Origin of the sequence: Curvibacter sp. PAE-UM, assembly GCF_001432305.1 — a bacterium.
Taxonomy (GTDB): domain Bacteria; phylum Pseudomonadota; class Gammaproteobacteria; order Burkholderiales; family Burkholderiaceae_C; genus Hylemonella.
This window is the reverse complement of record NZ_KQ483358.1, coordinates 2,425,991-2,437,785: the sequence shown is the minus strand read 5'-3', so window position 1 is coordinate 2,437,785 and position 11,795 is coordinate 2,425,991. Positions and strand designations below refer to the sequence as shown.

The following is an 11,795-nucleotide window of genomic DNA, read 5'->3' as shown; positions in this document are numbered from 1 at the left end:
CTGTGAGGCCTACTGGTTATCGCAGCCCCAGACCCGGACCATGCAGGAATTCCCACGCGCACGACATTCCGAGAGGGCGCGGTTCTGGGCTGCCCCGGCCGACGAGGCATAGCCCCAGCCGTAAGCGTTCGAGCCACGCGACTGGTCAGTCGCGTAGGCCGCGCAGCTGTTGCTGAAGCGCAGCACAATCTGGCAGCCACCTCCGCACTCCTGCAGGGCGCGCTGCTCGGCCTGGCCCGAACTCGGATGGTTGTAGGCAAAGCCGTACTGGTCACCCTGGTTGCTGTCGATGGCCAGCGCACCGGCGGCCAGAACCTGGCCGGCACCCAGTGCCAGCGTCAGGGCCAGGGTCCAGCAGCGAAGGGTTGATTTCATTTCACGCATCGTGTCTCCTCATGTTTCTTGTCGATGGGGATGGCAAAGACGAGCTTCCTTGCTGTGCACAGGTTAATCGATTTCGCCTTGTGGACCGCTCCCACGCCATTGCAGAACAGGAAAAAGTCACGAGGCAGAAGGGTTCGGCACGGGTTGACGAGCAGCGGGCGGGATGGCTCGAAATTCGTCTGGCGCGAATTTCCCGGGGCTGCGCCCCCGCGCAAGGCGCAAAGGCGAGAGGACGTCCCTCTGTTCTCACCTACCCTGCCCCGCCAAAACAAAAGGCCCACGCACTGCGTGGGCCTTTGCATTTTGGCGGAGGAGGCGGGATTCGAACCCGCGGTGGGTTTTACCCCACGCACGCTTTCCAGGCGTGTGACTTAAACCGCTCATCCACCCCTCCGAAGCCCGCTATTGTAGCCGAGCCTGGCGTCGCCTCTGGCAGGAAGGGGCCGGGACGGACAAAGAAAAAGCGCCCGCAGGCGCTTTTCGGGGGTGCGGAACGCTGAATCAGCGGACCACGGCCAGCTGCTCGCGCTTGCCGGCCTTGTAGGTGAACAGGGTCAGCGCGCCGTTCTTGATGTCGCCCTTCTCGTCGAAAGCGATCGGGCCGGTCACGCCCTTGTAATCGGCCGTCGCCGCCAGCACCGGCAGGTACTTGGCCGGATCGGAGGAGTTGGCCTTGACCATGGCGGCGACCAGCACCTTGGTGGCGTCGTAGACGTAGGGCGAATAGAGCTGCACGTCGACGTTGAACTTGGTCTTGAAGTCGGCGCGGAACTTGTCCATGCCGGCCTTGCCCTCGCCCTCGACACCGCCGGCTTCGGCGCAGAACACCTGCTCCTGGCCGATCGCGTCGCCCGCCAGCTTGAGCAGCTCGGCGGTGCAGATGCCGTCGCCGCCCATGAACTTGGCCGTGATGCCCAGGGACTTCATCTGCTTGAGCATAGGGCCGCCCACGGCGTCCATGCCGCCGAAGAAGACCACGTCGGGCTTCTTGCCCTTGATGCTGGTCAGGATGGCGTTGAAGTCGGTGGCCTTGTCGGTGGTGAACTCCTTGGCCACAACCTTGGCGCCAGCGGCCTCGGCGGCCTTGGTGAACTCCTCGGCCACGCCCTGGCCGTAGGCGGTGCGGTCGTCGATCACGGCCACGTTCTTGGCCTTGAGGGTGCCCACGGCGTACTTGCCCAGGGTGCTGCCCAGGTGCACGTCATCGGCCACCACGCGGAAGGTCGTCTTGTAACCCTGGCGGGTGTACTTGGGGTTGGTGGCGGAGGGCGAGATCTGCGGGATGCCGGCGTCGCTGTAGATCTTGGAGGCCGGGATGGTGGTGCCCGAATTCAGGTGGCCGATCACGCCAACCACCTTGGCATCGGCCAGCTTCTGCGCCACGGCCGTGCCCTGCTTGGGATCGGCGCCGTCGTCCTCGGCCATCAGCTCGAGCTTGACCTTCTGGCCGTTGATGGTGACACCGGCGGCATTGAGCTCGTCGATCGCCATGCGTGCGCCGTATTCATTGTCCTTGCCCAGGTGGGCAATGGCACCGCTGACCGGGCCGACATGGCCGATCTTCACCACGGGCAGCGCGGCGGCGCCGGAAGCCGCCTCCTCCTTCTTGCCACAGGCGACCAGCAGGGCCGCGGCGGCAACAACGAGCAGTACACGATTCACTTGATTCACGGGCATGACGATCTCCAATATAGAAACGGGCTGGTGAAAAAAACTGACGAACGCAAGACTACCTCAAATTCTGCGGTGCGGCTGCATACCCCCATGCTGCTGGTGACCACTCAAGCTGCGCGGCGGCCGACCGGCGGCTTGGTTTCTGCGGTCACGGCCTGGGTCACGGCCTTGCGTACGGCGTTGTCCACACGCTGGCGGATGCGCGGGGCCAGATCCTTCATCTGTTCCTGCAGGGCATCGGCCACCACCTTCTGCACCTGGGCATCGAGCGTCAGCTCCAGCCGCTGGAGCACGCGCTCGATCAGCGCCTCCTCGAAATCGCCGGAGGCGGCCGTCGGCTGTGCCGGCACATCCACCACCTCGGTCAGGGTCGGCAGGGTGCGCAGCAGCTTCTTGGAGAGCGCGGCCATCAGCTGGCGCCTTTCAGGTTCAGATCATGGCGAACGATGTCGTAACCGAGTTCGGTGTACTGCTTCCAGCGCCCGCGCGCCAGCTGCCGGTCCTCGTCGTCCAGGCTGACGACCTCGATCAGGCGCTCGTAGCGCTCGAAGCCCGCAGGCAACTGCGTGCCCAGGTTGAGCAGCACCTGACGATGCGGCAGCTCCTGGGCCGGACTGTCCGTGAGCACGATCGGCGAGACGGCCAGCTGGCCGGGCTCGGCCGGCTGGCGCACATGGGCGATGAAATCGGTCTGGGAAAAGGTCCACAGCAGGGTATCGAGCCGGGCCAGCGCATCGGCCGGCGCCGTGACCACCACGCGCGAACCGGCCGCCACCGCCTTGCGCAACAGACGGCAGGCGTAGGCCAGCTTGTCCGGCGCGTTGAAATGAAAGGCCACTTCGGTCATGCTGCTGCGTCCGCCCGGTGTTTCAGGCCTTGCGCCGCGCGGATTTGACGGGCGTCTGCTGGGCCAGCAGGAACTCCAGCAACAGGCCCACGGGGCGACCGGTCGAGCCCTTGGCCGCGCCGCTCTTCCAGGCGGTGCCGGCGATGTCCAGGTGCGCCCAGGGGAACTTGGCCGTGAAGCGCTGCAGGAACTTGGCCGCCGTGATGGCGCCGCCCGCGCGGCCGGCCACATTGCCCACGTCGGCAAAGTTGCTCTTCAACCCCTCGGCGTAATCGTCGTCCAGCGGCATGCGCCAGCACAGATCCTGCGCAGTCTCGCCGGCCTTCAACAGCTTTTGCGCCAGCTCGTCGCTGGGGCTGAACAGGCCGCTGCGCACCGCGCCCAGGGCGATCACGCAGGCGCCGGTCAGCGTGGCGATGTCCACCACGGCCTGGGGCTGGTAGCGCTCGGCGTAGCTCAGGGCGTCGCACAGGACCAGGCGCCCTTCGGCGTCGGTGTTGAGGATCTCGATGGTCTGCCCGCTCATGCTGGTCACCACGTCACCGGGTTTGACGGCGCGGCCGTCGGGCATGTTCTCGCAACTCGGGATGAGACCGACCACATTGATGGCCGGCTTGAGCTCGCCCAGGGCACGGAACACCCCCAGCACGCTGGCCGCGCCGCCCATGTCGAACTTCATCTCGTCCATCTCGGCCGCCGGCTTGATGGAGATGCCACCGGTGTCGAAGGAAATGCCCTTGCCCACGAGGACGGTGGGGGCCTGGGCTGCCGGCGCGCCCTTGTACTGCAGCACGATGAAACGCAGCGGCTGCTCCGAGCCCTGCGCCACGGCCATGAAGGCGCCCATCTTCAGCTTGGCCACCTCGCGCGGGCCCAGCACCTGGCAGCTGATCTTGGGGAACTTGGCCAGCGCACGAGCGGCCTGGGCCAGGTCGGTCGGCGTGGCGTGGTTGGCCGGGCGGTTGGCCCACTCCTTGGCCAGCTCGATGCCGGCCACGGCGGCACTGGCCTGGGCAAACTCGGCCTTGGCCTCAACTGCCTTGGGCACGCCCAGGGTCACGCGCGCCAGGCTGCGACCTTCGGCCTTGGATTTGGTCGTCGTGTAGACATAACTGTTGTCGGCCACGGTCTGCACGGCTGCCCGGACAGCACCGGCCTGCGGCGCCAGCGTGAAACCCAGCACCAGCTTCTTCACGGCCGGGGTGCCGCAGCGCAGGGCCCCGAGCGCGGCATGGACGGCCAGCCTGACCTGGCGCGGTGTCCCGTCGCCGGCACCTACCAGCAGCACGCGGCCGGCCTTGGCCTGGGCCGGGCGGTACAGGGCCAGCAGCTTGCCGGCCTTGGTATCGAGGTCGCCGGCCTTGAGGGCCTGGCCGATCAGGGCCGCCAAGGGGTCCCGGCCCGGCTTGAAACCGGCGGGAACCAGGAGGATGAGGGCATCGCAGACCTGCGCGGATGCACCGGCGAGGTCCAGGGACTTGAGTTCGAAGTTCATAATGGCGTTTTCCTGACGAGCAATGTTATTCGATTCCTCCATCCGCAAGGAGCTGGCACGCAGCTTTGGCGCCACGCTGATCGTTCTGGTCACCGTTGTCATGACCATGACGCTGATCCGCACACTGGGCATGGCCTCGCGCGGCAGCTTCAATCCGTCGGACGTGATGCTGGTCATGGGCTACACGCTGCTGTCCTTCCTGCCCAACATCATGACCATGGGCCTGTTCGTCGCCATCGTCATGACGCTGTCGCGCCTGTACACCGACAGCGAGATGGTCATCTGGTTCTCCAGCGGCATGGGCCTGTTCAACCTGCTGCGTCCCCTGCTGCGTTTCGCCTGGCCCATCCTGCTGGCCATCGCCACCCTGGCCATGTTCGTGCTGCCCTGGTCCAACCAGCAGGTTGAGAACATGCGCGCCCAGTACGAAAGCCGCGGCGACCTGGAACGCGTGCAGCCCGGCCAGTTCCAGGAATCGGCTGGCGGCACCCGTGTCTTCTTCGTCGAGAAAAGCCTGCTTAACGAGTACAGCGCCAGGAACGTCTTTGTCGCCACCACCGAAAACGGCAAGGAGACGGTGACCTCGGCGCGCAGCGGCTACACCGAGCTGATCGGCAACGACCGTTTCCTGGTGCTGGAAAACGGCCAGCGCCTGGAGAGCACCCAGGGCAAAGGCGAGGTGAAGATCGGCGAGTTCGAACGCTACAAACTGCGTGTGGCGCAGGACCCGCTGGGTGGCAAGATCGATGTCCCGCTGGGCAACATCTCCACGCTGGCGCTGATCCGCAACCCGACCTCCCCGGCCTACCTGGGCGAGATCTCGATGCGCCTGGGTTTCGTGCTGGCCGCGCTCAACCTGTCCGTGCTCGCGCTGGCTGCCACGCGCGTCAACCCGCGCGTGGGGCGCTCGGGCAACCTGATGTTTTCGCTGCTGCTGTTTCAGGTCTATCTGAACCTGCTGACCCTGGGGCAGACCTGGATCGCCTCCGGCAAGTTCGGTTTCCTGGCCTACAACGTGCTGTTGCACGGCGGCATGCTGGCCGCCGGCCTGCTCTGGCTGGCCAAGCGCCAGTACAACTGGGGCTGGCGCCTGCGCCTGCCCCAGCGCAAGGCGGCAACCCCATGAACACCATCCGCCGCCTGATCCACGCAGAGATGTTCACGGCCGTGGTCTTCGTCACGCTGGGCTTCCTGGCGCTCTTCGCCTTCTTCGACTTCGTTGACCAGCTGCCCACCATCGGCCGCCCGGGCCTGTCCGCCGGGTATCAGGTGCCGCAGGCCGCCAGCTACGTGGCCCTGCTGGTGCCCAACCACCTCTACGAGCTGCTGCCCATCACCGTGCTGATCGGCACCATCTACGTCATGACGCGGCTGGCGCAGAGTTCTGAATTCACCATCCTGCGCACCAGCGGGCTGGGCCCCTGGCGCGCGCTGCGCATGCTGCTCATCGCCGGCTTCACCTTCGCCCTGCTGACCTTCGTCATCGGCGACTACCTGGCCCCCTGGGCCGACCGCACGGCCCAGCTGCTCAAGGCGCGCTACGAAGGCAAGCTCAGCGTGGGCCAGACCGGCGCCTGGCTGCGCGAGCGCGAGCCCTATGCCCAGTTCGCCGTCAACGTCGGCTCGCTGAACTCCGACGGCGATATGCGCGATGTGCGCATCTTTGAATTCGACAACCAGAGTGCCCTGGTCTCGATGACACACGCGCCGCTGGCGCGCTTCATGCCCGACGACGCCTGGCAGCTCGAAAATGCCGAGCGTACCGAGTTCAACGCGCCCGGCCTGGCCCTCAGCCGGGTCGAACGCACCCGCGTGCCGGCGTTCCGCTGGCCCACGGGCATCTCGGCCGAGATGGTCTCGGCCGCCGTGCTGCGACCCGAGCGCATGAGCACCATCGACCTGTTCCAGTACATCCGCCACCTCAAGGAAAACGCCCAGACCGCCGAGCGCTACGAGATCGAGTTCTGGAAAAAGGTGTTCTACCCGCTGAGCTGCCTGGTGATGGTCATGCTGGCCCTGCCCTTTGCCTACCTGCACTTCCGCAACGAGGGCATCTCCCTCTACGTCTTCGGCGGCGTGATGGCCGGCATCAGCTTCTTCTTCCTCAACAACGTGTTCGGCTACATCGGCGAGCTGCAGCACTGGATTCCCTGGCTCACGGCCGCCGCCCCCGGCATGATCTACATGCTGATCTCCCTCACCGCCTTCGGTTGGCTGGTGCTCAGAAGGTAACTTTCATGCAACACCCGGTGCCGTCACGCGGCCTCATCCTCTTCGCGCACGGCTCGCGCGACCCGCAGTGGCGCGCTCCCATGGAAGCCGTGGCCGTACGCGCCGCAGCGCTCGAATCCGCTGCCATCGTGCGCTGCGCCTACCTGGAGCTCATGGAGCCTGACCTCCCCGCCTGCGCCGCCGGGATGGTGGCGCAGGGCGTCACGGCCATCACCATCGTGCCCATGTTCCTCGGCGTGGGCCGTCATGCCCGCGAAGACCTGCCCCTGCTGGTGGCCGAATTGCGGCGCCTGTACCCGCAGGTGGGCTTCGAATTGCGTCCGGCCATCGGCGAGGACGAGCGGGTGGTCGACATGCTCGCACGCATCGCACTAGCCGACAGCTAAGGGCCTGCCGGCCCTACGTACAATCGGCCGGGACTCAAGCGCCGCCCATGACCCGACCTCCTCTACGCAACCGCACCGTCTTCCTGCTCGTCCTGGGCGCCTCCCTTGCCGTAGCCCTGCTGCCCGTGATCTGGCCGCAGCTCGACATCGCCGTCGCCGCCTATTTCCTGCAAGCCGCGCCGCCGATCAACCCAGCCAAGTGGCTGTGGGTTGAACTGGTCAACGAATACGTCCCGGACATCTTCCGCAGCCTGGCCCTGCTGAGCATCGCGGGCTGGATCGTCATCAGCCTGCTGCGGCGTTCGCGCCGCGCCGGCATCGCCCTGGCCTTCGTGGGCATCGCCCTGACGCTGGGCCCCGGCTTCTCCACCTGGGCGGTCAAGGAGCACACCCTGCGCGCACGTCCTTTCGACGTGGTCCAGTTCGGCGGCGACCGCCAGTTCACCCCGGCCCTGACGCAGGCCCAGCAGTGCAGCGACAACTGCGCCTTCACCAGCGGCCACGTGGCCTGCGGCTTCTTTTTCGTCTCGCTCATGCTGCTCGACCCGCGCCGCCGCTGGCGCTGGATCGCCGGCGGCCTGGTCGCCGGCGCGCTGGTGAGCGTGGCGCGCATGTCGGTCGGGGCGCACTGGCTCAGTGATGCGCTCTGGGCCCTGCCCATCACGCTGCTCGCCAGCGGGCTGGTCTGGGTGGTCCTGAGTTACGTCTACAAATACGGGCAGCCGCCCGGAAAGGTGTGAGCCCATGGCTGCCCTGCACCCCCTGATCCGCCTGATGCGCCCGCACCAGTGGCTCAAGAACGTCTTCGTCTTCGCCGGCCTGATGTTCAGCCAGGCCTGGAACAACGGCCCGCTGGTCTCGCGCGTGCTGTACGCCTTCCTGGCCTTCTGCTGCTTCTCCAGCCTGGTCTACATCCTCAACGACTGGCGCGACCGCGCCGCCGATGCCCAGCACCCAAGCAAGCGCCTGCGCCCGCTGGCCAGCGGTGTCGTCAGCCCGCGCCAGGCGCTGATCCTCGCCACCGTGCTGCTGCTGACCGGCGTGGGCCTGGCCTGGGGCAGCCGTGCGTTGCTGCTCATCCTGACGCTCTACGTCGTGCTCAACCTGGCCTACAGCTGGCGCCTCAAGCACGTGCCGGTGGTGGATGTCTCCATCATCGCCAGCGGCTTCATGCTGCGCCTGCTGGCCGGCACGGTAGCCGTGGGCATCCCGCCTTCGCGCTGGCTGCTGCTCACCGGCCTCTTCATCGCGCTCTTCCTGGGTTTCTCCAAACGCAAGGCCGAAACCTTCCACGAACCGGAGCAACAGCGCGCCGTGCTGGAACACTACCCGCCTGCCCTGCTCGACACCTACATCGCCGCCACCATGACGGCCACCGTCATCACCTACGGCTTGTATGCCACCAGCATCGAAGCGCTGCAGCAGCACGGCGAGCGCCTGGTCTACACCGTGCCGGTAGTGGTCTTCGGCCTGCTGCGTTATGCCTACCAGGTGCACCGCGGCCGCGGCGAGGACGTCTCGCGCGACCTGCTGCGCGACCCCTGGATCCTGGCCGCCGGCATCGCCTGGCTGGCGCTGTTCCTGGGCTCGCGGTTCTGGCGCTAGGGCCGGTTCACACTTGAGCACGAACAGGCATCCCGCTTGAAACTGCCACTCAAGTCCCTGCTGCTGATCATCGGTGGCGCCGCCACCGTCTACGCCCTGGTGCTGCTGCTCAGCGGCGACACCGCCACCGGCGCCCGGCTCTCCGTGCTGTGGTCGCCGGCCGGCGCGCTGGCGGCAGCCCTGTGCATGCTCAACTACCTCCTGCGCGGCCAGCGCTGGCGCCTGTGGATGGCGCACTACGGCCGCCCGCTGCCGCCGCTCCAGGGCCTGCGCCTTTATCTCGCCGGCTACACCTTCACGCCCACCCCCGGCAATGTGGGCGAAGCCGCGCGCGGCCTGCTGCTGCGCCAGCCGCTGGGCGCGGCCGACAGCCTGGCCATCTTCGGTGCCGAGCGCGTGGCCGACCTGCTGGCCCTGCTGCTGCTCACGCTACCGGGCCTGTGGTGGCTGGCGCAACTGCCCGGCGCGGCGGCCTGGCAGCTGCAGCTCGTGGCCGTCCTTGCCACTGTGGGCCTGTTCGTGCTGATCCTGCTCTTCAAGTTCAGGCAGGTCCTGTTCACCCGCCTGCCCTGGCTGCACGCCGCCTGGCGCTGCCTGGCCACGCGTCCCTGGACCTGGCTGGGCCTCACGCTCGTGGCCTGGGCCGCGCAAGGCCTGGCCACCTGGCTGGTCTGTCGTGAACTCGGGCTGACCATCGATCCGCTGCTGGCCACCGGCTTCTACGCCCTGGCCATGGTGGGCGGCGCGCTCTCGCTGCTGCCGGCCGGCCTGGGCGGCACCGAAGCCCTGCTGACCGGCCTGCTGGTGCTGCAGGGCAGCGCGCTGGCCACGGCCGTCGCCATCACCGTGCTGGTGCGCCTGCTCACGCTCTGGCTGGCGGTGGCCATCGGCGCGCTGGCCCTCCTATATAGTGCGGCCGTCTCCCGCGATATTTCCCTGCGCTGATGTCCTCCTCTTCCACCGACGCCTCCTTCAACCTGCCGCGCTGGCTGCTCGTCACCGCATTGGCCGCGCTGGCCGTGCGCCTGTGGCTCGCCGCCGCCCTGCCCATCACGGGCGACGAAGCCTTCTTCTACTGGTGGGGCGTCTACCCCGACTGGGGCTACTACGACCACCCGCCCATGGTGGGCTGGCTGATCTGGCTCATGCGCACGCTCTTCGGCGAAGCCACCTGGGCCATCCGCCTGCCGGTGGTGCTCCTGCCCCTGGCCCTGGGCGGCCTGCTGTGGTGGACCTTCAAGCCGATGAACCGCGAGCGCGCGGCCTGGGGCGTGCTGCTGTTCTGGCTGGCGCCGATCAACTGGCTCAACGCGCTGATCACCACCGACACCCCGCTGCTCTTCTGGTCGGTGCTGTCGGTCGCCATGCTGCTGCGCGCCGAACGGCGCACACAGATGGACGGCCGCGCCTGGGGCCTGTACGCCCTCTCGGGCTTCTTCATCGGCTGCGCCTTCCTCTCCAAGTATTTCTCGGTGGTGCTGGGCCTGGCCTACCTGGTCTATTTCGCTGCCTTCCGCCGCGAGCGCTGGCCCGCCCTGCTGCTGCTGGTGCTGTGCGCGCTGCCCGGCCCCCTGATCAATCTCCTGTGGAACATGAGCCATGGCTGGTCCAACATCATGTTCAACGCCATCAATCGCAACGAAGACGCCGTCTTCGAACTGCGCAAGCCGCTGACCTACCTGGGCATGCTGGCCTACCTGCTCACGCCGGCCGTGCTGTGGCTGGGTCTCAAGCACCGCGGCGTGCTCGCGGCCACGGCGCGCCAGCTGCCCCTGGTCAGCGTGCTCATCGTGGTGCCCCTGCTGTTCTTCGCGCTGCTCTCGCTCAAGAAGGTGGTGGGCCTGCACTGGGTGCTGTCCTTCTACCCCTTCGTCTTCGTGCTGCTGGCCTTCGCGCTGCCCCAGGCCGCGCTGCGCCACTGCGCCCTGGGCCTGGCTGCCTTCACCGCCCTGCATGTGCTGCCCCTGGGCGGCATCGCGCTGACCCATGTGGAGCAATGGGCGGGCAAACCACGCTACTTTGCCATCGTGCGCGCCTTCAAGACGCCCGAGCTGCTGGCCCAGGTCCGCACACCGGATTCCGTGCTCATGGCCGACGGTTATTCACCCGCCGCCGTCTACGGCTACGTGAGCGGGCAGTACGTGCCCGTCTTCGGCCCCGGCAAGTTCCACGCACGCCAGGACGACCTGCTGGTCGACTATTCCGTCTACCAGGGCAAGACCATCCGCGTGCTGCTGTCCGACCCGCCGGTGATGGGTGACTTCACCCCTTATTTCGACAGCGTGCAGGCCTACACCGCGGTGCAAAGCGGCATCACCTTCCACTACGTCGAAGGCCGCAACTTCAATTTCGAGGCCTATCGCCAGGGCGTGCTGGCCGAGGTCTTCCGGCGCTACTACAACATCCCCACCTGGCTGCCCATGACCGGCTGCCCCTACTGCGTGCGCTACTGCGGCCAGGTCTCATGTCCGAAACCGTGAGCGAAGCAGCGCCAGGGACCATCGTCGCAGCCTTCGACTTCGACGGCACCCTGACCTGGCGCGACACCCTGCTGCCCTTCCTGCGCCGTCTGCTGGGCACGCCCACCCTGCTGTGGGTGCTCTTCATCTGCAGCCCCTGGCTGGCCGCCTACGCCCTGCGCTTCACCAGCAACCACCGCGCCAAGGCGGTGCTGCTGCAGGCCAGCCTGGCCGGCCGCACGCAAGCCGAGGTGCAGCGCTGCGCCCAGGCTTTCGTGCGCGAGTATCTGCCCCTGCAGTGGCGTCCCTGGGCCATGCACCATCTGGTGGAGCACCAGCAGCAGGGCCACCGCTGCATCATCGTCAGCGCCTCCACCAGCCTCTACATGCATCTGGCCGGCGCCAGCCTGGGCGTGGACGCCGTGCTCTGCACGGAGATGGAAGTGGTGGACGGCCGCTACACCGGCCGCATGGCCACGCCCAACTGCCACGGCGAGGAGAAAGTGCACCGGCTGCAGACCTGGCTGGCGACCGAGTTCGGCGCGGCACAGCCCGTGCTGCACGCCTATGGCGACACCTCGGGCGACCGGCCCATGCTGCACCTGGCCAGCGTGGCCTGGTACCGCGAAAAACCCTGGCAACACGGCTGAACCCATAAGCGCCACGCAGGCATTGCATCAGCGCCAGGCACGCTTGTCTCCCTAGAATGGGTT

The 11,795-nt window shown here is 67.2% G+C and carries 13 protein-coding genes and 1 tRNA gene; 8 read left to right on the top strand and 6 right to left on the bottom strand.

Annotation, left to right across the window (positions count from 1 at the left end):
* Positions 1-9 precede the first annotated feature (9 nt).
* The 6 genes from AO057_RS11810 to AO057_RS11785 all read right to left on the bottom strand — a co-directional run bounded on the left by AO057_RS11810 (position 10) and on the right by AO057_RS11785 (position 4,400).
* Positions 10-375, bottom strand: a complete 366-nt coding sequence (locus AO057_RS11810; RefSeq protein WP_057677272.1) for a DUF4189 domain-containing protein — start codon at positions 373-375, stop codon at positions 10-12.
* Positions 376-688: 313 nt separating this feature from the next.
* A tRNA-Ser gene (locus tag AO057_RS11805) sits at positions 689-778 on the bottom strand.
* Positions 779-885: 107 nt separating this feature from the next.
* The gene (locus AO057_RS11800) at positions 886-2,061 is read right to left on the bottom strand and encodes a branched-chain amino acid ABC transporter substrate-binding protein (protein WP_057676130.1); all 1,176 of its coding nucleotides are present in this window, start codon (positions 2,059-2,061) and stop codon (positions 886-888) included.
* A 104-nt stretch (positions 2,062-2,165) separates the two neighbouring features.
* A complete protein-coding gene (locus tag AO057_RS11795) occupies positions 2,166-2,468 on the bottom strand; it encodes a hypothetical protein (RefSeq protein ID WP_057676128.1) in 303 nt (100 codons plus the stop codon).
* Positions 2,468-2,905 (bottom strand): DNA polymerase III subunit chi, encoded by a 438-nt coding sequence (locus AO057_RS11790; protein ID WP_057676126.1) that lies wholly within the window; start codon positions 2,903-2,905, stop codon positions 2,468-2,470. Before AO057_RS11790 ends, AO057_RS11795 begins: the two co-directional genes overlap by 1 nt.
* Before the next feature lie 22 nt (positions 2,906-2,927).
* The gene (locus tag AO057_RS11785; protein ID WP_057676123.1) at positions 2,928-4,400 is read right to left on the bottom strand and encodes a leucyl aminopeptidase; all 1,473 of its coding nucleotides are present in this window, start codon (positions 4,398-4,400) and stop codon (positions 2,928-2,930) included.
* 22 nt (positions 4,401-4,422) lie between these two features.
* On the opposite strand from AO057_RS11785, the gene lptF reads away from it, so the two are divergent.
* Genes lptF through AO057_RS11745 form a run of 8 tightly spaced genes read left to right on the top strand, consistent with a single transcriptional unit; the run spans position 4,423 to position 11,732 of the window.
* On the top strand, positions 4,423-5,526 hold the full coding sequence (lptF, locus tag AO057_RS11780) for an LPS export ABC transporter permease LptF (protein ID WP_057676121.1): 1,104 nt from the start codon (positions 4,423-4,425) through the stop codon (positions 5,524-5,526).
* Positions 5,523-6,632, top strand: coding sequence for an LPS export ABC transporter permease LptG (gene lptG, locus AO057_RS11775; RefSeq protein WP_057676119.1), 1,110 nt, complete (start codon positions 5,523-5,525; stop codon positions 6,630-6,632). Before lptF ends, lptG begins: the two co-directional genes overlap by 4 nt.
* A gap of 5 nt (positions 6,633-6,637) precedes the next feature.
* Positions 6,638-7,018: a sirohydrochlorin chelatase gene (locus tag AO057_RS11770; RefSeq protein WP_057676116.1), complete on the top strand. Its 381-nt coding sequence runs from the start codon at positions 6,638-6,640 to the stop codon at positions 7,016-7,018.
* 47 nt (positions 7,019-7,065) lie between these two features.
* Positions 7,066-7,758 (top strand): phosphatase PAP2 family protein, encoded by a 693-nt coding sequence (locus tag AO057_RS11765; protein ID WP_057676113.1) that lies wholly within the window; start codon positions 7,066-7,068, stop codon positions 7,756-7,758.
* Between the two features lie 4 nt (positions 7,759-7,762).
* Positions 7,763-8,623: a decaprenyl-phosphate phosphoribosyltransferase gene (locus AO057_RS11760; RefSeq protein ID WP_057676111.1), complete on the top strand. Its 861-nt coding sequence runs from the start codon at positions 7,763-7,765 to the stop codon at positions 8,621-8,623.
* Positions 8,624-8,659: 36 nt separating this feature from the next.
* A complete protein-coding gene (locus AO057_RS11755; protein ID WP_057676108.1) occupies positions 8,660-9,568 on the top strand; it encodes a lysylphosphatidylglycerol synthase transmembrane domain-containing protein in 909 nt (302 codons plus the stop codon).
* The gene (locus tag AO057_RS11750) at positions 9,568-11,103 is read left to right on the top strand and encodes an ArnT family glycosyltransferase (protein WP_057676106.1); all 1,536 of its coding nucleotides are present in this window, start codon (positions 9,568-9,570) and stop codon (positions 11,101-11,103) included. The genes AO057_RS11755 and AO057_RS11750 overlap by 1 nt, the downstream gene beginning before the upstream one ends.
* Positions 11,088-11,732, top strand: coding sequence for an HAD family hydrolase (locus tag AO057_RS11745; protein ID WP_057676104.1), 645 nt, complete (start codon positions 11,088-11,090; stop codon positions 11,730-11,732). Before AO057_RS11750 ends, AO057_RS11745 begins: the two co-directional genes overlap by 16 nt.
* The last annotated feature ends 63 nt before the right edge of the window (positions 11,733-11,795 follow it).

Coding starts and splice junctions, on each gene's coding strand:
- AO057_RS11750 (WP_057676106.1), top strand. CDS start 9,568: ATGTCCTCCTCTTCCACCGACGCCTCCTTCAACCTGCCGCGCTGGCTG.
- AO057_RS11795 (WP_057676128.1), bottom strand. CDS start 2,468: ATGGCCGCGCTCTCCAAGAAGCTGCTGCGCACCCTGCCGACCCTGACC.
- AO057_RS11765 (WP_057676113.1), top strand. CDS start 7,066: ATGACCCGACCTCCTCTACGCAACCGCACCGTCTTCCTGCTCGTCCTG.
- lptF (WP_057676121.1), top strand. CDS start 4,423: ATGTTATTCGATTCCTCCATCCGCAAGGAGCTGGCACGCAGCTTTGGC.
- AO057_RS11770 (WP_057676116.1), top strand. CDS start 6,638: ATGCAACACCCGGTGCCGTCACGCGGCCTCATCCTCTTCGCGCACGGC.
- AO057_RS11760 (WP_057676111.1), top strand. CDS start 7,763: ATGGCTGCCCTGCACCCCCTGATCCGCCTGATGCGCCCGCACCAGTGG.
- lptG (WP_057676119.1), top strand. CDS start 5,523: ATGAACACCATCCGCCGCCTGATCCACGCAGAGATGTTCACGGCCGTG.
- AO057_RS11785 (WP_057676123.1), bottom strand. CDS start 4,400: ATGAACTTCGAACTCAAGTCCCTGGACCTCGCCGGTGCATCCGCGCAG.
- AO057_RS11745 (WP_057676104.1), top strand. CDS start 11,088: ATGTCCGAAACCGTGAGCGAAGCAGCGCCAGGGACCATCGTCGCAGCC.
- AO057_RS11800 (WP_057676130.1), bottom strand. CDS start 2,061: ATGCCCGTGAATCAAGTGAATCGTGTACTGCTCGTTGTTGCCGCCGCG.
- AO057_RS11790 (WP_057676126.1), bottom strand. CDS start 2,905: ATGACCGAAGTGGCCTTTCATTTCAACGCGCCGGACAAGCTGGCCTAC.
- AO057_RS11810 (WP_057677272.1), bottom strand. CDS start 375: ATGAAATCAACCCTTCGCTGCTGGACCCTGGCCCTGACGCTGGCACTG.